Annotated in this window: 25 protein-coding genes; 11 read left to right on the top strand and 14 right to left on the bottom strand. The window is 66.0% G+C overall.

The window, feature by feature from the left end; genetic code table 11:
* Nucleotides 1-11: 11 nt before the first annotated feature.
* Both AC1DFU_RS20575 and AC1DFU_RS20570 read left to right on the top strand, forming a co-directional pair.
* Nucleotides 12-686, top strand: coding sequence for a phage tail protein (locus tag AC1DFU_RS20575; RefSeq protein ID WP_441591092.1), 675 nt, complete (start codon nt 12-14; stop codon nt 684-686).
* A gap of 8 nt (nt 687-694) precedes the next feature.
* Entirely contained in the window at nt 695-1,294 is a 600-nt protein-coding gene (locus tag AC1DFU_RS20570) for a tail fiber assembly protein (RefSeq protein WP_441591091.1), read from the top strand.
* A gap of 44 nt (nt 1,295-1,338) precedes the next feature.
* Here the strand turns inward: AC1DFU_RS20570 and AC1DFU_RS20565 are convergent, their stop codons facing one another.
* The gene (locus AC1DFU_RS20565; RefSeq protein WP_441591090.1) at nt 1,339-1,710 is read right to left on the bottom strand and encodes a hypothetical protein; all 372 of its coding nucleotides are present in this window, start codon (nt 1,708-1,710) and stop codon (nt 1,339-1,341) included.
* A 171-nt stretch (nt 1,711-1,881) separates the two neighbouring features.
* Here AC1DFU_RS20565 and AC1DFU_RS20560 point away from each other — a divergent pair, with 171 nt between their 5' ends.
* Genes AC1DFU_RS20560 through AC1DFU_RS20520 form a run of 9 tightly spaced genes read left to right on the top strand, consistent with a single transcriptional unit; the run spans nt 1,882 to nt 6,454 of the window.
* Nucleotides 1,882-2,283, top strand: a complete 402-nt coding sequence (locus tag AC1DFU_RS20560; protein ID WP_441591089.1) for a hypothetical protein — start codon at nt 1,882-1,884, stop codon at nt 2,281-2,283.
* 22 nt (nt 2,284-2,305) lie between these two features.
* Nucleotides 2,306-4,003: a hypothetical protein gene (locus tag AC1DFU_RS20555; RefSeq protein WP_477159683.1), complete on the top strand. Its 1,698-nt coding sequence runs from the start codon at nt 2,306-2,308 to the stop codon at nt 4,001-4,003.
* Nucleotides 4,000-4,296, top strand: a complete 297-nt coding sequence (locus tag AC1DFU_RS20550) for a phage fiber-tail adaptor protein (protein ID WP_477159682.1) — start codon at nt 4,000-4,002, stop codon at nt 4,294-4,296. The genes AC1DFU_RS20555 and AC1DFU_RS20550 overlap by 4 nt, the downstream gene beginning before the upstream one ends.
* A gap of 37 nt (nt 4,297-4,333) precedes the next feature.
* Complete coding sequence (locus tag AC1DFU_RS20545) at nt 4,334-4,867, top strand: glycoside hydrolase family 19 protein (RefSeq protein ID WP_441591086.1); 534 nt, start codon at nt 4,334-4,336, stop codon at nt 4,865-4,867.
* Entirely contained in the window at nt 4,867-5,100 is a 234-nt protein-coding gene (locus AC1DFU_RS20540) for a DUF7940 domain-containing protein (protein WP_477159681.1), read from the top strand. The genes AC1DFU_RS20545 and AC1DFU_RS20540 overlap by 1 nt, the downstream gene beginning before the upstream one ends.
* A gap of 35 nt (nt 5,101-5,135) precedes the next feature.
* Nucleotides 5,136-5,474, top strand: coding sequence for a hypothetical protein (locus AC1DFU_RS20535; protein ID WP_211944055.1), 339 nt, complete (start codon nt 5,136-5,138; stop codon nt 5,472-5,474).
* Nucleotides 5,458-5,889 carry a hypothetical protein gene (locus AC1DFU_RS20530; RefSeq protein WP_250024597.1) on the top strand — a complete coding sequence of 144 codons (432 nt, stop codon included), beginning with the start codon at nt 5,458-5,460 and terminating at the stop codon, nt 5,887-5,889. Before AC1DFU_RS20535 ends, AC1DFU_RS20530 begins: the two co-directional genes overlap by 17 nt.
* Nucleotides 5,886-6,059 carry a hypothetical protein gene (locus AC1DFU_RS20525; RefSeq protein ID WP_477159680.1) on the top strand — a complete coding sequence of 58 codons (174 nt, stop codon included), beginning with the start codon at nt 5,886-5,888 and terminating at the stop codon, nt 6,057-6,059. Before AC1DFU_RS20530 ends, AC1DFU_RS20525 begins: the two co-directional genes overlap by 4 nt.
* The gene (locus AC1DFU_RS20520) at nt 6,056-6,454 is read left to right on the top strand and encodes a hypothetical protein (RefSeq protein ID WP_477159679.1); all 399 of its coding nucleotides are present in this window, start codon (nt 6,056-6,058) and stop codon (nt 6,452-6,454) included. Before AC1DFU_RS20525 ends, AC1DFU_RS20520 begins: the two co-directional genes overlap by 4 nt.
* A 203-nt stretch (nt 6,455-6,657) precedes the next feature.
* Here the strand turns inward: AC1DFU_RS20520 and AC1DFU_RS20515 are convergent, their stop codons facing one another.
* From AC1DFU_RS20515 to hisD, 13 genes are all read right to left on the bottom strand, one after another.
* On the bottom strand, nt 6,658-6,951 hold the full coding sequence (locus tag AC1DFU_RS20515; protein WP_477159678.1) for a hypothetical protein: 294 nt from the start codon (nt 6,949-6,951) through the stop codon (nt 6,658-6,660).
* A 580-nt stretch (nt 6,952-7,531) separates the two neighbouring features.
* Nucleotides 7,532-7,750 (bottom strand): hypothetical protein, encoded by a 219-nt coding sequence (locus tag AC1DFU_RS20510; RefSeq protein WP_477159677.1) that lies wholly within the window; start codon nt 7,748-7,750, stop codon nt 7,532-7,534.
* A gap of 272 nt (nt 7,751-8,022) precedes the next feature.
* Complete coding sequence (locus tag AC1DFU_RS20505; protein WP_409558911.1) at nt 8,023-8,241, bottom strand: DUF2188 domain-containing protein; 219 nt, start codon at nt 8,239-8,241, stop codon at nt 8,023-8,025.
* Nucleotides 8,242-8,673: 432 nt separating this feature from the next.
* Complete coding sequence (locus tag AC1DFU_RS20500) at nt 8,674-9,081, bottom strand: hypothetical protein (protein WP_477159875.1); 408 nt, start codon at nt 9,079-9,081, stop codon at nt 8,674-8,676.
* A gap of 255 nt (nt 9,082-9,336) precedes the next feature.
* Nucleotides 9,337-10,338: a Bug family tripartite tricarboxylate transporter substrate binding protein gene (locus AC1DFU_RS20495; protein WP_092293002.1), complete on the bottom strand. Its 1,002-nt coding sequence runs from the start codon at nt 10,336-10,338 to the stop codon at nt 9,337-9,339.
* Between the two features lie 43 nt (nt 10,339-10,381).
* Nucleotides 10,382-11,245 carry an isocitrate lyase/PEP mutase family protein gene (locus tag AC1DFU_RS20490; RefSeq protein WP_441591077.1) on the bottom strand — a complete coding sequence of 288 codons (864 nt, stop codon included), beginning with the start codon at nt 11,243-11,245 and terminating at the stop codon, nt 10,382-10,384.
* A gap of 40 nt (nt 11,246-11,285) precedes the next feature.
* On the bottom strand, nt 11,286-11,891 hold the full coding sequence (gene leuD, locus AC1DFU_RS20485; RefSeq protein ID WP_441591076.1) for a 3-isopropylmalate dehydratase small subunit: 606 nt from the start codon (nt 11,889-11,891) through the stop codon (nt 11,286-11,288).
* Nucleotides 11,888-13,291 (bottom strand): 3-isopropylmalate dehydratase large subunit, encoded by a 1,404-nt coding sequence (gene leuC, locus AC1DFU_RS20480; protein WP_092293008.1) that lies wholly within the window; start codon nt 13,289-13,291, stop codon nt 11,888-11,890. Before leuC ends, leuD begins: the two co-directional genes overlap by 4 nt.
* 45 nt (nt 13,292-13,336) lie before the next feature.
* On the bottom strand, nt 13,337-14,338 hold the full coding sequence (locus AC1DFU_RS20475) for a Bug family tripartite tricarboxylate transporter substrate binding protein (RefSeq protein ID WP_255370749.1): 1,002 nt from the start codon (nt 14,336-14,338) through the stop codon (nt 13,337-13,339).
* Nucleotides 14,339-14,425: 87 nt separating this feature from the next.
* Nucleotides 14,426-15,400 (bottom strand): 3-hydroxyacyl-CoA dehydrogenase, encoded by a 975-nt coding sequence (locus AC1DFU_RS20470; protein ID WP_441591075.1) that lies wholly within the window; start codon nt 15,398-15,400, stop codon nt 14,426-14,428.
* An 18-nt stretch (nt 15,401-15,418) separates the two neighbouring features.
* On the bottom strand, nt 15,419-16,438 hold the full coding sequence (locus tag AC1DFU_RS20465; RefSeq protein WP_092293329.1) for a LacI family DNA-binding transcriptional regulator: 1,020 nt from the start codon (nt 16,436-16,438) through the stop codon (nt 15,419-15,421).
* Nucleotides 16,435-17,202 (bottom strand): SDR family NAD(P)-dependent oxidoreductase, encoded by a 768-nt coding sequence (locus AC1DFU_RS20460; protein WP_255370750.1) that lies wholly within the window; start codon nt 17,200-17,202, stop codon nt 16,435-16,437. Before AC1DFU_RS20460 ends, AC1DFU_RS20465 begins: the two co-directional genes overlap by 4 nt.
* 5 nt (nt 17,203-17,207) lie before the next feature.
* Nucleotides 17,208-18,530 (bottom strand): histidinol dehydrogenase, encoded by a 1,323-nt coding sequence (gene hisD / locus AC1DFU_RS20455; RefSeq protein ID WP_441591074.1) that lies wholly within the window; start codon nt 18,528-18,530, stop codon nt 17,208-17,210.
* Nucleotides 18,531-18,681: the final 151 nt, after the last annotated feature.

Below are 18,681 nucleotides of genomic sequence, written 5' to 3'. Positions count from 1 at the left end.
GAGAGGAAAGCATGTCCCAACATGACATGGACGTTGCCAACCAGAATGGTGCAGCGTTCCGCGCCGACATAAACCAAGCACTGCAGGCGCTGGCCAGCACGAATTCGGGATCGGTACAGCCGACCACGACCTTCGCATATCAGTTCTGGGCGGACACCAACGCCGGGCTGCTGAAGATGCGGAACGCCGCGAACAATGCATGGATCACCATCGGCCTGCTGGGGGTTCCGAACCTTGGACACATCCTCCCCGGAACGGTCGTTTTTCATGCTAAGAGCGCGGCGCCAGCCGGCTATCTGAAGGCCAACGGCGGTGCCGTATCGCGCAATACCTACGGAGATCTGTTCGCCGAGATCGGGACGACCTTCGGCGCCGGGGACGGCTCGACGACCTTCAATCTGCCGGATCTTCGTGGGGAGTTCGTTCGAGGATGGGATGACGGTCGCGGCCTCGACACCGGACGCGGGTTCGGTACTTTGCAGACCGAGATGATTGGACCGCACACCCACAACACTATTGCCGCTGCATCTGGCGTCACGGGCGGCGCTGAAAGCATTGCATATATGCCCGGCGATAACAACGGGTTGCATGTGGTGATCAGTAACGGCTCACACGGCGTGCAGCCAAACACCGGCACGGAGAATCGCCCGCGCAACGTCGGCCTGCTGGCCTGCATCAAGTACTAAGGACTCCCATGGACATCTTCAACTACCACCCGAAGACCGGCGAGTTTCTGGGCGCCGGCGTTGCCGAGCCGAACCCTCTGGAACCGGACGACCCGCTGGTGCCGGGCTACGCGACCACCGTGGCCCCGCCGCAGGCAGAGGAACGCCGCGCGCCGGTCTACCGCAACGCCGGGGGACTGCCGCCCCAGAACTGGCCGGAGGGTTCCTGGTCGCTGGTGCCAGACTACCGCGCCGTGCCGCTGTTCCGCACAGCCGACGGTTCCGCGTTCGGGCTGGGCGACGAGTACAGCGGGCTGGGCGATCTGCCGGCTTTTTTGACGGATGAGGCTCGGCCCGGCCCGGCCTATAAGTGGGTGGCCGACGAATGGGTGCTCGACCAGCAGTTGGAGATACAGCAGCTCACCGCGCAGGCGCTCGCGCAGCGTGACGCGCTTCTGGCCGAGGCCGACCAGCTGATCGCGCCGCTGATGGATGGCTTCGTGCTGGACGAACTCACGCCGGAGGAAGGGATCCGCCTGAAGGCGCTGAGCCAGTACCGCAAGGCGCTGCGGGCGATAACCTCACAGGCAAGTTTCCCTCGCGTGATCGACTGGCCATCGCGCCCCTAGATGGCCTTGAATTAATTCGTGCGTCGACGCTGCAAGAAGACGATCTATCGCTCGAAGCTGTAGACGATATCGCATTGCACGTCTGTTTCATCTTCATGTTCTAGTCTCGCCTTCACGAAATCGCCGCCAGAAATCCATGCGGTGACGGACGACAGGTCCGGCTCTCCGGCGAGCTGCTTCAGTGCGGGATATGGCGTGATTTGAAACGAGAACGCAATCCAGATATCACCAGGCCATTCGGTGACGTTGAAGGAGAACGCTCCTTCCACCAAGAAACCGTCGCGGGATTCGTGCGTATCCAGCCAGGAATCTTTTATCGGAAACGTCTTGGCCGGCAGGAACGGGGCAGACAATCCGTTTCCGTTAAACCGGTCCTTTGCAACGGTAATGTTCCAAAGCTGCACTCTGATGTTCATGTTGCTCTCCCGGGCGCCTCGGAGGCGCAGTAGGTGCATAGGAGTCCATTTGAGCCGGCTCGGCAATTAGCCGAAAGGCTAATGCGAGCCCGGTTGACGCACCCGTGGCCTCCAGTCCCAACAACCATTGCCCCCGCCTTGTGAGCGGGCGTTCTCATTTTGGAGTCAGCTATGACCATCGGCATGTCCACCGCCCTGCGCAACGCGCGGCTCGACGCAATCACCACGGCCGCCGGCGCCAGCGCGAAGCTGCGGCTCTACACGGGCACCAGACCGGCGACCGGCGCGGCGATCACCTCGCAGACGCTGCTGGCCGAGCTGACCTGCGGCGCGACGTTCGCGCCCGCGGCTTCCGGCGGCGTGCTGACGCTCAATGCCATCACCGGCGACTCGTCGGCCGACGCCAGCGGTACGGCCACCTGGGCGCGCCTCCTGAAGTCCGATGGCACGACGCACGTGCTCGACATGGACGTCGGGACCAGCGGCGCCGATTTCAACATGAACTCCAACGTGATCTCCGCCGGCGCGGCGGTCAGCATCACCTCGGCCACGTTGACCGAATCGAACGCATAAACCATCCAAGGGGAGGGCGGCTGTGACAACTGTTGTCCTCACGACCGGCGCCACCTGGACTGTCCCGTCGGACTGGGTGTCGTCCGGCAGCACGATTGAATGCTGGGGCGGCGGTGGTGGCGGCGATTCGCAGGGGAATAACAACGGGGCGGGCGGCGGCGCTGGCGCATATTCGGCGGTCGCCAACCTGAGCCTGACGCCGGGGGCATCCATCGCTATCCGCGTCGGGTCAGCAGGCACGGCCGGCGGGCCATCTGCCACAGCCCTGGCGGGCGGCGACACCTGGTTCAACGGCGCCACCCTCGCTGGCTCGTCTTGCGGCGCGAAAGGCGGCGGGCCGGCATCCTCCAACACAGCGGGCACGGGCGGCGCGCTGGCCAGCGGCATCGGCACGACGCGAACCGCTGGTGGCAACGGCAATACCGGGACGGGCGGGCGCGGTGGTGGGGGTGGTGGCGCCGGGTATGCCGGCGGCAATGGCACGGCTGGCGGCGCAGCTGCCGGGAGCACCGGCGGCACGGGCGGTGCCAGTGGTTCCACGACCGGGGGCGCGGGCGGCACCGCCTCGGCGGTCGGCCAGGCCGGGACAGCCAATGCCAACGGCGGGTCAGGCGGCGGTGGTGGTGGCGGAACAGGATTCGCCGACGGCGGGGCGGGCGGTCTGCCTGGCGGTGGCGGCGGGGGGATGGGCGGCGGCGCCTCCACCAACCTCGCTGGTGCTGGTGCCGGTGGCCAGATCCGTATCACCTACACCCCGGCGGCGAGCGCTACCGGGACGATCGCCGCGACACTCGGTGGCGCCACGGCGGCGCTGACCGGCAGCCTGCAGTTTGCCGGCACTCTTTCGCGCACGCTGGGATCCGTAACGCTGGCAGCTACCGGCGGGCAGTCGTTCGCGGGTTCCGTTGCAGGAACACTGGGCAGCGTCACGGCTTCGGTGTCGGGTGGGCAGACCTTCAGCGGCTCGATCGGCGCCGCGCTGGCCGGCGTGAGTTCGGCGATTGCCGGCATGCAGGCTGTCTCGGGCGCGGTGTCTGCCGCGGTGGGCGGCGTCATGGCGGCCGTGGCCGGCAGGCAGACGCTGTCCGGATCGACCGCTGCGACGTTGGCAGGCGCCGCTGGCGCTGTTGCTGCCATCCAGACGCACAGCGGGGCCGTGGCAGCGAGTCTGGGACCGCTGACCGCCTCCCTGTCGGGAATCGTCCTCGACGGCGCGGGCGGCGTCATTGCCGCAACGCTGGCGCCGCCCACGGCATCGGTCGCTGGCCGGCAGACCCTGACCGGCACCCTCGCGCCAGTGCTGGGCGGCGTGGCGCCGGCTATCAGCGGGTCGCAGACGATCGCCGGCACCTTGTCGGCCACGCTCGCGCCGGCGGCGGCGAACTTCACCGGCCTGGCGGCAGACGGCCTCGCCGGCGTGCTGGCCTCGACTTTGGGCGCCACGGTGGCCAGCATCACCGGGCGCCAGACGCTCAGCGGCGCGCTGTCCGCCGTGCTAGCGCCGGCCACGATGCACGCCAACGGGCTGGTGGTCGGCGAAGACAGCGGCCCTGCCGATCCTGCCGTGTTGGTGGTGCCGGCCGAGCGGCGGGTGGCGACGGTCGCCGCTGAAAGCCGCCTGTACGTGGTGCCAGCAGAATCCCGCGCAGTGGCCGTGGCGGCTGAGCCGCGCGGCGCGCGCGTCGAACGTGAAGCGAGAGGACTGGAGATACCAGGATGACCACAGCATTCCCGCCGAAGGACCCGGCCGCCGTCCTCGACTACCAGGTGGACTGGTCGGCATGGCTCGCGGAAGGCGAGACGATCACCGGCACTCCGGTGGTGGAAGCGCTCGGCCTCACCGTCAATCCGGAGGCCAAATCTACCCAGACCGAGGGCGGCAAGGTCACGTTTTGGCTCGGTGGCGGCGTGGCCGAGACGTTCTGCGACGTGTCCTGCCAGGTCACGACCTCCGTAGGCCGGACCGACCGACGAACGATACCCCTGCGCGTCGCCGCGCGCTCGATCACCTAGCCACCTTCGGGTGGCTTTCTCTTTTCTGGAGTGCGCGATGGACAGGCAGCTTTTCAAGATGGCGGCGGGCCTGCCGCAGGCGATGGCGGACCGCTGGTGGCCACACGTCAGCGCGGCGTGGCAGGAATTCGACATCCAGACGGTGGAGCGGCAGGCCGCTTGGATTGCCCAGGTCGGCCATGAGTCCGGCGGCTTCATCTACACGCGCGAGCTGTGGGGCCCGACGCCGGCGCAGGTCCGATACGAAGGTCGTGCCGACCTGGGCAACATCCAGCCGGGTGACGGCAAGCGCTTCATGGGCCGTGGGCTGATCCAGATCACTGGCCGCGCCAACTACCGCGAGTGCGGGACCGCCCTCGGCATCGACCTTGAAGCCAACCCGGTGCTGCTGCAGGGCGACGCGCTGGCGGCGCGCTCGGCGGGCTGGTTCTGGCAGAAGAAGAACCTGAACGCGCTGGCCGATGCCGGCGAGTTCGTGCTGCTCACCCGCCGGATCAACGGCGGCACCAACGGCCTGGCCGACCGGCAGCAGCGTTGGGACCGCGCGAGGCGCGCCTTGGGAGTCGTGTAATGAAGATCGTCGAAAACTGGTCCAAATTGTGGAAGAGCACCACGGTGATGTTGTCGGCGCTGTTGGCCATGCTGGCCGCCGCGCAGGCGGTGCTGCCATCCGTGCAGGCGGCCATCGAGCCCAAGCTCTTCGCGCAGATCTCGCTGGCGCTGGCGGTGCTGATCGGCGCGCTGCGCTATATCGCCCAGCCATCCCTGAAGACGGACGAGCAGCCGCCCGCCGACCAACCGTGACCTGCCAGCAGAGCAGCACGCACAACGGAGCCGTGATGGACCTCACAACGATGAATGTGCCGGGGGGCACGGGCGGGGCGCTTGGCTTCATTGTGGCCGCTATCGGTGGCGCAATCTGGTTCATCCGCAGCGCGTGGCGCAAGGATCGAGTGGAGGGCGCTCAGAGCCAGGCGGAGATCGACATCATTGCGCGCCTGTCCGAGCAGTTGGATAAGGCCAATGCGCGCGAGGCTCTGGCAAACCAGCGCGCTGACCTGGCCTACAAAGAGCGCAACGAGGCCTTCGCCGTGATCGGCGAGTTGAAGGCCAAAATCGGCGGCCTGGAAGCTCAGGTGCAGGCGCTGCGGGAGAAACTCGATGGCAAGGCTACGTGATTGGCTGGCGCGGTACCGGACGAAGTTCATCCTGATCGCGCACAGGATAGAGGCGGTGGCCGTCCTGATCCTGCTCCTGGGTGGTGGCATGGGAATCGGCTATTGGGCCTGCGTCTGGCAGTACCGTGACCTGATGGCGCAGCAGCGCGAGGACCATCAGGCCGAGATCGGCCGGCTGCAGCACGCCTACACCCAGACGCTCCAGGCGCTGACGCCCAAGGTGACGGCGGCTGCCAGCGCGTCAGCCCAGGCGGCGGAGGCGTCGGTCGAGGCGGCCAAGTCCGTGAAGCGCGCCACACGGCCGGCGCCCGCTGCTGCGCCGGCGGCGCCTCGGGCGCTGTCTGAGGCGGAGCGCCAGGACGTGAACCGCGACATCGAGGCCGCGAACCGGAAGGTGAGGGAGGCGCGAAAGTGAAAGCCATCATGCTCTGTTTGCTGCTGGCCGGCTGCGCAGCCCCACCGCCGCCGGCCCTGTCCGCGCCGCGCGACTGCCCGATACTCCCGACATTAAAGCCCGGCGAGGATGCGCGGCAGCACATCCGCGTTATCGCCGACATCTACGCGCGCTGCGCGGCGACACCATGATCCCATTCGTTGCAGCTCGTGCTGCCGTGGCGGCGGTGCCGTGGCGCGCAATCGGCGCCGCGCTGCTGGCCGCTGGCATCTTCGCCGCCGGCTGGGCCGCGAACGGCTGGCGCAAGGACGCGGAGATCGACCGCATGAAGACGGCCAGCGCTCAGGCGGATCTGGCCAGCGCCAACCAGGCGCTCGGCGACCTGCGCACCGCCAGCGCCACGATCCGAGAAAAGGCCGACGAGTTCGCCGGCATCCAGACAACTCTCGGCGCCAAGCTCGACGCCATCCGGAAGGACCTGAAGAATGCTCCGAAGCTGCCTGCTGATTGCCGCCCTGACGCTGGCCGGGTGCGCCTCATGTCCGACGCCGTCGACGCGGCCAAGCAAGCCGCCGCCGCTCGATAGCGCGCTGGCCGCGCCGTGCACGATCCCGGACGCGCCGGCCGTGGCCGACTATGACGTTTGGCAGGAGTGGGTGATGAAGGATCTGCTAGGCGCGCTCGGCGAATGTGCGGCGCGACACCGAAAGGTCGTTGAGACGTGGTACTGATCAAAAAGATCGCCGCAACGCCTTCTTTGCGGCGACCCCAAGGTCCTACAACTCTACGTTAGGTGGCTTGGCGAAGGCCTTGCCACGCGGCGCTTGTCCATACGCAAACGAATGCTTCGGGCGCGGTCTTTGATGGCGCGCATTGTGCGGCAATCCGCGAGACGTGCGCAGCGACATCTACTGGGGCTTTGTTGGATTCCCCCACATAGGTTGCATCCGGAAGCCAGTACTGGATGCCATTGCCGCCCGCAATATAACGCCTGAAGCCGATTGCCAGCATGCTCTTGTGGAGCGCTTGGTATTCGTCGTAGCTGCCGTTGTGGATCGTTACACGTGCAAGAAGTTGGGTCACGTTATTACTCCTGCCGCTTTTGCAGCTCGGTTGTCAAGCACGTCAATCGCCAACTGTCAAATTGCGAAGTTTCATTGGCGATGACATTCGTATGTGCATAGAATCGAGCCTGAGGTCGAAGGGCCCGCGCAACTCGCGGATCCCTTCGCCTCGTGAAAAGGGAGCCCCTTCGCGTAAGCGATAGGACTTCCAATTCACGGCTCTGTGCCCGGAGACCCGTCCAGCGTCCGCTCGCAAAGTAGAGCGCTGTTCGGGTCTTTGCTTTTCCGGCTCACCGACGCGGCACGTCGTCGGCTTCCGAGTTATCTTCTCTTCATCTTGCCTCCTGCGGGAACCCTAGATATTGGGGTGCCGCTGAAATCTGTGGCTAAGTATAGTGAAACGCTTGTGGCCAACCAGTCTTGACAACTCAGATGCCCCGTTCGCGGCGCGACGTGCGGCAACGCCACATTCCCGCAACCCGCGCCGCGTGGCGGGTTAGCGGCCGCCAGTACGCCAGCGCACAAATTTTCGAAAATTTTTTAATCGTGGCGCGGCACCGATAGGCGCCCAAGTTGAGAGGCGCGCGGCATGCGGCAACTTACTCGGTAGGGGCGCCGGCAGGGGGTGCGTGCCGGGCATTGGGTTCCAGTACGACCTCGACGAGCACCATCCCGTCGATGTCCACTTCGTACAGCGTGCGGCCACACATCGGGCAGGGCGCCTTTGTCGGAACGGTCTCGCCCCGCAGCCCGAGGTGGAACTCCGAGATTTCCACGGTCGTGCCGCAGATGCACTCGACCTCATCGATGACGTTCATGGTCTTCCCCTTGCAGCGTTGGGCTGCGTTGAGGATAGTCCTTGCACGACATGCGCGAATCGCCCGAAAGGGCCAGAAGATATTGGACCGTCAGATGCTGAACTGAGGGCATCCCCGTTTTCCGGCCAGACTACTTCATGACCTGGCCAGCCTTGCGCGGGCCCACGCGCCGCACTTGCTGATCGGGCGCCCTCAGGCTCGAGCCGCCACGCGCGCGGCGCTGGCCGGCAGAGTATTGGGCCAGGCCGCCGCCGAATCGTGCGGCATGGGCCTTAGCCCTTAACGTCGCGCGGGTCATGGCCGAAGGAATTCCGCTCGCGGATCTGGCCGTCCCGGCCATGAATCAGCAGCTCGACCTTGTCGCGCTGGGCACGCTCGGTGCCGGCCTTGATTGCTTCTTCCTGAGTTTCGTAGGTGGTGCGCTTGCCGCCGCCGGCCGCCTCGACTGCCCAGCCATCGCCCGCCGGCACCACGTGAATGTCCGCTGCCATGATCGTCTCCTGAGTTGGTCAGGACAGTCTGGGGCCGACGCGGACAGAGCGGGTATCCGGCGCGGTCCTACAGAAAGCTGGATCCGATGGGCGAACAGGGCACAATAACGGTCAGCCCACAATAGGGAGACCGCCATGCCCGACATGTCGCGGGACGAGAAGGATATTGCTCAGTCGGATCGGCGCCTTGCGGAAGGTCGAGTACTCATTCGGCGGCAAATAGGCATTATTCGAGACTTGCGAGCAGCCTTCCAGCCGGACGAAGCGGCGATAAAGCTGCTTCAAGCACTACGGAAGGCTGTGACTACCGACCGGGCGCACCGTGCACGTCTCCGTGCACGCGTGGAGCAGCCAGATTGATCAGGGAATCGCCGCCGCTGGCAGCGGCGTCACTTTTTTCGCGCTGATCGAAGAAATTTAGTATTTCGGCACTCAGTTGCTCACTTTTCTTTCGGCAACGGTCGGTATCGTCTTCCGCACCTTCTCGATCACCCGCCGATGCTTGTCCTCTGCCTCGGACCAAGTCAGGGAGTCGAAGGTCTTGTCCAGGCCGCCGCCCTTGACCACGGTCCGGAATACGGGCGGGTCGTCATTCCTGAGGCTGGCCCAGCCGGAGAAGTAGGTCCAGACCTCCACGCCGAACTCGCCCAGCATGTCCCTGATCTGCCAGCCCTTGCCTTCGAAGCTCGCCCAGCGCGCGTGCACGCCGTAGTCATAGACGCGCACGGGCACGCCCGAATCGTCCAGGATGTAGGAGCGGTCGTAGTCGGGGTCGATGGGGCAGGGCTCGTAGCCGCCAGCCGGTGCGGGCGGCCTGGGCATGGGGGAAAGACGGGGCATAGTCGATACTGTATGAATATACAGTGTAACTCCGTGCCGCCTGGCTCTGGGTGCCTCACGCGGGCGGCCTCCCACGATTTCCCCACAACGGCGCCAAGTGTTTGATTTACTAAGGTTCGCGTTTCCCCTCCCTCGCACCAATTTCTTATGTGGACTATTCGCCACAAATGCCAGCATGATGCCGGCGACTCGGGTGAGAGCAGCCGGCGTTCGCATGGCAGCACAACCGGCCCCCTAACGAGACCGGTCCCCCCCTCAATTCAACGGAAAGCGCTTCGCCAACGCCGTGAACCGTGCATCTTCCTTGCGCACCTGTGCGGCGAATTCTTCTGGCGTATTGACCAGCGGTTCGGCGCCAACGGCCGTGATCGCTTTTTGCAGTTCGGCATGACCCATGGCTTCGCGCACGGCGGCGTAGATGCTCTGGGTGACGGCTGGCGGCGTGTCTTTCGGTGCGAACAGGCCGAACCAGGTGGTGTACTCGTACTGCGGCATGCCGGTTTCCACCACGGTGCGCACATCCGGCGCCTCGCTGAAGCGATGGGTGCCCTGGTTGGCGACGATCTTCAGCGTGCCCGCCTTCTGGTGCGGGAGCGCCGACGCCACGCCGGTCACGGCGAAGTTCACGTTGTTGGCGATCATGTCGGTGATGATGGCTGCGGTTCCCTTGTAGTTGACCACGATCAGGTTGGGCAGCGCTTCCGCCTTCAATTGCTGGCCGAAGAGCTTGGCGACGTTTTCGCCCGTGCCCATGGAGCAGGGCGTGGCGGCTGTCTTGCAGTACTTGATCAGTTCGGGCAGGGAGGTTGCGGGGAATTTTCCGTTGGCAACGATTACGCCCGGGGATTGCGCGATGTTGGTGACGGGTACCAGGCTGGTCAGCGGATCGGTGCCCGTGAACGAGGGCGCGTGCTTGGTGAGGACGATGGCCGGCGTTTGGAGCAGCAGCGTGTAGCCGTCGGGCTTGGCCTCGGCGACCTTGCGCGTGCCGATCAGGCCGTCGGCGCCAGGCAGGTTGACCACCAGCACCGGCTGGCCCCATTGCTCGCCCAGCAGTTTGGCCGTCGCGCGCGCGGAGGCGTCGGTGCCGCCGCCCGGTACGTAGGGCACGACGATGGTGACGGGGCGATTGGGCTTCCACGCCGTCTGCGCCAGCGCGGGTGTGACAGCGCCCCAGGTGGCGGCTGCCAGGACGGCGCAGCGCAGCAGCGGGCCCTGATAGGCGTGGCGGCGGGGGTTGGTGTGGGTGATCGGCATGTTGGGTCTCCTCCTGTGATTTTTTCTAGTGTCGATTGGCGGGTCAGCGCGCCCAGCGCTTCTCGAAGTCCCAGACCTCTTCGAAGCCGATCAGCCTGCAGAACTCGTTGAAGTCCGCCATGGGAATCTCGGGCGACAGGCTGGTGCCCGCCTCCTTGAGGTGGCGCAGGGACTTCTCCATCGCGGCGGCGGCGACCAGGCTGGTCATGGCGGGGAAGATGGCGAGCGAGTAGCCGATCTCCTTGAGCACGCTGGCTGGCAGGATCGGCGTCTTCCCGCCGTCAGCCATGTTGGCCATCATGGGCAGGTCGAAGGCGTCGCAGGCGCGGCGCATTTCTTCCTCGGACTGGGGCGCCTCGAAGAACAGGATGTCGGCGCCGGCCTTCGCATAGGCCTCCATGCGGCGCATGGCATCGTCCACGCCCAGGCTGGCGCGGGCATCGGTACGGGCGATGATGAGGAAATTCTCCTTGTCCTGACGGGCTTCCGACGCGACCTTGATCTTTTCGACCATGTCCTCGATCGGCACGCAGCGCTTGTAGGGCGTGTGGCCGCACTTCTTGGGAAATTCCTGATCCTCGATCTGGATGGCGGTGACGCCGACTTCCTCGTAGCCGCGCACGGTGTGGTGCACGTTGAGCAGGCCGCCGTAGCCGGTATCCGCATCGGCGATCAGCGCCGCCTTTGAGGTGCGGGTGATGGTGCGCATGCGGTCCACCATCTGCGTATAGGTGGCAATGCCGGCATCGGGCAGCCCCAGGCTGGAGGCGGTGAGCCAGTAGCCGGAGCCGTAGATGATCTCGAAGCCGACCTTGTTGGTCATGACGGTGGCGATCATGTCCTGCACGCCGGGGATGACGATGAACTCGCCGGCGGCAAGTTTTTGTCGGAGGATGGGATTGGCCATGGCGGCTCCAGTAGGCTAGAAAAGGGAAGGGAAGTGCGGCTTAGTCCATCGAGGCCAGCCACGGCTGGTCGCGCTGCACGCGCGCCTCATAGGCGCGCAGCGCCGCGTCATGACGCAGGGTGCGGTCTACCTCGTCTTCGGCCGAGAGCAGTTGCTCCGCATGGCCGTCGGCGAGCGTGACGGGAATGACGCTGCCATCGGGAAGCTGCAGGCTGCGCTCGGCAACACGCAGGTGCAGCGGCGCGTCCGCCGCCCCAGCGAGTGCTTGCAAGAGGCGCGCATGATCCGCTGGCGTCACGGTGGCGGCCACCACGCCGTTCTTCACGCAGTTGTTGCGGAAGATGTCGCCAAACGACAGCGCGACCACGGCCTGCACGCCGTAGTCCGACAAGGCCCAGACGGCATGTTCGCGCGATGAGCCGCAACCAAAGTTCTGCAATGCGACCAGCACCTGCGGCGGCGACGGTTGGGCCATGAACGCCACTTCCGGGCGGCCTTCGGCCAGCCAGTCGGCAAACAGGTGCGCTCCCATGCCAGTGCGCTGCACCAGGCGCAGGAAGCGTCCCGGGAAGATGGCATCGGTGTCGATGTCGTCGCGCTGCATGACCGCAGCGCGGCCTTGGACTTCTGCGATAACGGCTTTCATGCGAGGTACTCCCGGGGGTCGGTCAAGCGTCCTTGCAGGGCGGATGCCGCGACGGCGGCGGGGCTCATCAGGTGGGTACGGCCGCCTTGTCCCTGCCGGTTCTCGAAGTTCCGGTTGGAGGTGGAAGCGCAGCGCTCGCCCGGCGCGAGGCTGTCGCCATTCATGCCGATGCACATGGAGCAGCCCGATTCACGCCACTCGAAACCCGCGTCGACAAAGACTTTCGCCAGGCCCTCGGCCTCGGCCGCGCGCTTGACGCTGCCCGAACCCGGGACCACCAGCGCACGTACGCCCTTGGCCACGTGGCGACCGCGCACCACATCGGCAGCGGCGCGCAGATCTTCCAGTCGACCATTGGTACAGGAGCCAATAAAGGCCACGTCGATCGGCACCGAAGACAGCGCCTGGCCGATCTTGAGACCCATGTAGGCGAGGTTTTCTTCCAGACGGTTGCGCTCGGCTTCCTCGCCGAGCATGGCGCCGTCGCCGACGTTGCCGGAGAACGCAGCGCTGTCGGCTGGCGTGGTGCCCCAGGTGACGAGCGGGGAGACGGTGGCGGCATCGAACGCCACGCTGCGGTCGTAGTCGCCCGTCGCATCGGTGCGCAGCGCGCTCCATGCCTGCGCGGCCTGCTCGAAATGGTCGCGCGCGGCGCCTTGTACGCGGTCGCGCAGGTAGGCGAGGGTGGTCGCATCCGGTGCGATCAGGCCGAAGCGTGAGCCGGCCTCGATGGTCATGTTGCAAAGCGTGAGCCGCGCCTCCATCGACAGCGCATCGACCATCGGGCCGAAGTATTCGACGCCGTAGCCATTGCCGCCGCTGGTGCCGATGTGATGGATGATGGCCAGCGCCAGGTCCTTGGCGTAGACGCCCCTGGCCAGCGCGCCCGAGATGGCGATGCCCATCGTGCGCGGCTTGCGCATCCACAGGCTCTGGGTGCTCATGACATGGGCGACTTCCGAGGTGCCGATGCCCCAGGCCAGCGCGCCCAAGGCGCCCAGCGTGGCGCTGTGCGAGTCGCCACAGACCACGGTGCTGCCCGGCAGCACGTAGCCCAGTTCCGGCGCGATGACGTGGACGATGCCCTGCAAGGGGTGGTCCAGGTCGAACAGGCGCATGCCGGTGGCCTGCGCATTGCGCCGCAGGGTGGCGATCTGCTCGCGGCTTTCCGCGTTGGGGATGTGGGTCAGGCGGTCGGCCGTGGTCGGTACGTTGTGATCCTGCACGGCGATGTGGCGCGGCGACGAGCGCAGCGCATGACCCGCCTCGGCCATGCTGGCGAAGGCTTGCGGACTCGATACCTCCTGCACCAGGTGCCGGTCGATATAGATCAGGTCCTCGCCGGCATCGTTACGGGCCACCGCGTGGGCCGCCCAGATCTTGTCGAATAGAGTTGTCATGGTGTGGGTTCACTCAGCATGGGTCGGTGGTGCCACCGTCCAAAGTCAATCGAGCTTGATGTGGGCAGCCTTGACGATCGCCTTGTTCTTGTCGAGGTCACGCACGATCTCGCGGCCATAGGCATCAGGCGTGCCCGGCGTGGCGACGATGCCGAGCGACGCCAGGCGCTCACGCATCGCGGGGTCGTTCAACACTTTCTGCAGCGCGGCGCTGAGCTTGTCGATCACAGGCTTGGGCGTGCGGGCGGGGGCCATCAGACCCACCCACGAGCTGATCTCGAAGTCCTTCATGCCAGCTTCGATCAGCGTCGGCACGTTCGGCAGCGAGGGGGCGCGCTCGCGCGACGTCACGGCCACCGCATCGACCTGGCCGCTCTTGACGAAGGGCATGGCGCCCGTCACCGCCGCGAAGGTCACGGGCAGGTTGCCCCCGACCACATCGAGCAAAGCCTGGCCGCCACCCTTGTATGGCACGTGGGTCATCGGGATGCCGGTGCGCTGATGGAACATCTCGCCGGCCAGATGGGTGGTGCTGCCATTGCCCGCGCTACCGTAGGACATGCCCCCAGCCACCGTCCTGGCGTAGTGCTGCAAGTCCGCCACGGTCTTGATGCCCAGCTTCGGATTGGCGGCGATCATCAGCACGGCGTCACCGATCTTGCCGATGGGCGTGAAGTCCTTGACCGTGTCGAAGGGCACCTTGGCATAGACATTGGGATTGATCACCAGCGTGCCGTCATAGCCGAGCAGCAGCGTGTAGCCATCGGGATCCGCCTTCGCCGCCATCTGCGTGCCGATATTGCCGCCAGCGCCGGGCTTGTTATCGACGATGATCTGCTGGCCAAGCTGCTGGCCGAGCTTCTCTGCCACGATGCGGGCGCTGGTGTCGGTCACGCCGGCATTGGCGAAGGGCACGATCAGGCGGATTGGCTTGTTGGGATAGTCGGCCTGCGCGTGCGCGGCGGATATGCCGCAAGCGGTCAATGCCAGGGTGGCGCCGAGCAGGCGGCGGCGGGCTTGGGCGGACAGGCTGAGAGGCTGTTTCACGATGGTTGTCTCCGGTCTTTGTAGTGGGGAAGGCATCGACGTGCCTTTTCTATGACGATTGCAGTGGAACTTCGAAGTCGGTGTGGCTCAGGCTCGTGGGTCGCGGGCGCGACGGTTGGCGGCTATCGCCATCAGGTTTTCATCGCGCCAGGCCCGTCGGGATTCCAGGTCTGACTGCGGCAGGTGCTCGCGGCGTTGCGCCTCCACTTCCCGGATCAGCGCCGGGTCCCAAGGGGTTTCGTGGCCGCGCGAATCCGCGATGCGCTGGTACAGCGGGCCCAGCCGCACCGCGTAGTCGGCCACGCCGCCGGGCGCGTTCAGGTCGATGGTTTCGAATGGCCCCATGAACGACCAGCGCCAGCCCAGGCCGTCGCGTATGGTCTTGTCGATGTCCTCGCAACTGGCCACGCCTTCCTGCGCCAGCGCCCACGCTTCGCGCAGCAGCACAGCCTGCAGCCGGTTCAGGACGAAGCCTTCCACTTCCTTGCGCACGTGGACCACGGTCTGGCCCACGGCGCGCATCAGGGCGTCGGCAAAGTCGACTGTGCCCGGCGCCGTCTCCGGCGACGGCACCAGCTCAACCACCGGGACCAGATATGGCGGATTGACCGGATGGGCGATCAGCACGCGCGGCGAGATGGACAGGCCCAGGGCAAACGCCGATCCGGGGATGCCGGACGTAGAGCTTCCGACGACCATATCGGGGGAGGCCAGCGCGTCGAGATCCACCATCAGCTGGCGTTTCACCTCCACGCGTTCGAGCACCGACTCCTGCACATAGGCAACGCCTTCCACCGCCTCGGCCAGCGTGGCAACCGGCGTGATGCGGGCCAGCACGGTGGCGGGGTCCTCATCGATCAACCCGTGCCGCTGCAAGCCGGCTAGTTGCCCTTCGATGAGCGGCACCGCCTGGCGCGTGATCTCCGGGTTGGCGTCGAACATCGTCACGTTCAGGCCAGCCCGGGCAAAGACGATGGCCCAGCCGGCGCCTACCAGCCCGGCGCCGACGATGGCTACCGGGCGGCCGGCGCAGAGCGCCTGAATCTTATGGTTGTCGGTCATGTTGTCTTGGGTCTCCTGTTATGTGGCGTCGCGCTTGCGTACGGTGCCGCGCTCGACCAGCACGCAGGGCACATCCACGCTGCTCGCCATGACCTGTCCGCCGATCTGCTCGAACAGCAGGGTCCGCGTGGCGTGCACCATCTGTTCCACGTTCTGCTGCACGGTCGTCAGGTCGAATGAGGGCCAGGCGGCCTGTGGCACGTTGTCGAAACCCACCACGGAAACATCGCGCGGCACTTGCATGCCCAGTTCGGCACGCAGGGTCTCCAGCGCCGCGATGGCCATGTGGTCATTGGCGGCGAACAGCGCGTCCGGGCGGTTGTCGGGGTCACGGAACAGCGCGAGCACCGCGCGCCGCGCTTCGGCGAAGTCGTAGTCGCCGACGCCCCGGGCATGCAGCGGCAGGCCGGCTGCAGCGAGGGCATCGCATAGCCCGGCCTCGCGGTCGCGGCTGGTCGATGCGTTCTCCGATCCGGCCAGCCAGGCAATGCGGCGGTGGCCGGTGCGCACCAGCAGTTCCCCGACTTGCCGGCCGCCCGCGCGGTTCTGCGAGGTGACCGAACTGGTCGAGTAGCCGCCCATGGGGCCAACCTGTGCCACCCGGTTGAACAGCACTACGGGAATGCCGGCGTTGATGCAGTCGTTGGCAAGTGCCGACGACAGCGTCGTGGAGGCCATCACGATGCCATCGACCTGATACTGGAGGATGTCCGCCAGGACGTTGTCGGCCTCTTCCGTCTCGCTGATAAACAGCAGCACGTGATAGCCATCCTGCTGCAGCGCCTGGCACAGGCGTTCGATGACCACGGGGTAGAACTGGTTCTCCAGATAGCTCATGACCAGGCCGATGATCCGGCTGCGGCGGGTGATCAGGCTGCGGGCGATGGCATTGGGCCGGTAGCCGAGCTTGCGGGCGGCGGTCTCGATACGCTCACGCGTTTCGGGCGCCACGCTGGCGCCGGGCGTGAAGGTGCGGCTGACGGCGGACTGCGAGACTTCCGCCAGGCGGGCCACGTCGTGGGCGGTGACTTTTTTCATGCCGCTGTCCATCCTCCGTCAAGCATCAGCGCGCTGCCCGTCATCAGGCTGGAAGCGTCGCTGGCGAGGAACACCACCGGACCCATCACCTCGTCGATCCGACCCAGCCGGCCCAGCGCGATCTTGTCGAGCACAAAGCGGCGAAACGACGGGTCCTCGAACATCGGCGCGGTGAGCGTCGTCTCGATAAAGGTAGGGCAGAGCGTATTGACGCGGATGCCCGCCGGTCCCAGCTCCCAGGCCAGGGCCTTGCTCATGCCCTCGATCGCATGCTTGCTGGCGCAGTAGAGCGCACGGCGCGGGCTGCCCACGTGCCCCATCTGCGAGGAGACGTTGATGAAAGAACCGGGCAGGCCCGCCGCCTGCAGGCTGCGCGCCACTTCGCGGGAGACATAGAAGGTCGCCTTCACGTTCAGCGCAAAGACCGCGTCGATGTCTTCGTCGGACGTTTCGGTCAGCAGTTTGGGCCGATTCATGCCCGCGTTGTTGACCAGAATCTGGAACGGGGGGCGGCTGCTGATCGCGCGCTCGACAGCCGAGGGGTCCGTGACGTCCAGCACCATGAAGTCGGCGCTGCCGCCTTGCGCACGAATGGCGGCGCAAGCGGCCTCCAGCTCGGCACCGGACCGGGCGGCCAGGGTGACCTCGGCACCAGCCTGTGCCAGCGCCACGGCCGCCGCCAACCCCAGGCCGCGGCCTCCGCCGGTGACGAGGGCGCGCTTGCCGTCGAGACGAAAGCCGCCGAATGCCGGCAATGGCGTCACGGCTGTCACCCCTGCAACGCCGGCACCGGCGCGTACCACGGCACTTCGGGACGTTCGCCGTAGCGGCGCACGCGGATATTGGCCTGCTCGCCATGGCCCGCGAAGTTCTCCATATGGCACAGGCGCGAGCAGTATTCGCCGATCTCGGCGCTGGCGGCATCCGTCGTCACGCGCTGGAACGTGCAGGTCTTCAGGAATTTGCCGACCCACAGGCCGCCGGTATAACGCGCCGCCTTGTTGGTGGGCAGCGTGTGATTGGTACCGATGACCTTGTCGCCAAAGGCGACATTGGTGCGCGGTCCCAGGAACAGCGCGCCGTAGTTGGTCATCTGGTTCAGGAACCAGTCGGGATCGCGGGTCATCACCTGCACGTGCTCCGAGGCGATCTCATCCGCCTTCTGTAGCATCTCTTCACGCGTATCGCAGACGATCACCTCGCCAAAGTCCGCCCAGGCCTTGCCGGCGATCTCCGCCGTCGGCAGGATCTTGAGCTGCCGCTCGATTTCGGCCATGGTGGCGTGCGCCAGCGCTTCGCTATCTGTCAGCAGAACCGCCGGCGAGGTCAGACCGTGCTCGGCCTGGCCCAGCAAGTCGACCGCACAGATTTCGCCGTCTACCGAGTCGTCGGCAATGACCAGCGTTTCAGTGGGACCGGCGAACAGGTCGATGCCGACACGGCCGAACAGCTGGCGCTTGGCTTCCGCCACGAACATATTGCCCGGTCCGACCAGCATGTCCACGGGTGCGATGCTGGAGGTGCCGACGGCCATCGCCACCACCGCCTGCACGCCGCCCAGCACCAGGATCTCGTCCGCGCCCGCCATGTGCATGGCGGCGACGATCGCCGGGTGCGGCTCGCCGTGGAAGGGGGGCGCCGTCGCCACCACGCGCTTGACGCCGGCGACCTTGGCGGTCAGGACGCTCATGTGGGCCGAGGCCAGCAGCGGATACTTGCCACCCGGGATGTAGCAGCCGACCGCATTGACCGGAATATGGCGGTGGCCCAGGAACACGCCGGGGCGGGTTTCGACCTCGACGTCGAGCATGGAGTCACGCTGGATCTGTGCGAAGTTGCGAACCTGTGCCTGCGCGAAGCGGATGTCCTCCAGTTCGCGCGCCGAGAGGCTGTTCATCGCCTTCTCAATGGCGGCCTGCGGCAGACGGAAATCCTGGGGGTCCCAGTTATCGAACTTCTTGCTGTATTCGCGCACGGCCGCATCGCCGCGCGCTTCGATGTCGCGGATGATGCCTTCGACGGTATTGCGAACAGCGCTGTCGTCATTGGCACGCGCCTGGACGTCACGTCCACGCTTGAGGTAGCGAATCATGGGGAGTTCCGAGGTTGGTTGTGCATACGTATGCACAGTAACTTTCTTGCATTCGTATGCAAACTCAGTGTTTTCCCTAGCCGATTCTGCGTGACGGGTAAGTCTCAAGTATTCTCCGAACCTGCCGTTAGCCGTGRATCACCCGAGGTCC

Source organism: Cupriavidus sp. 10L45 (assembly GCF_056395225.1).
Note: the sequence above shows the minus strand (reverse complement) of the source record. Positions and strands in the feature narration are given on the sequence as shown.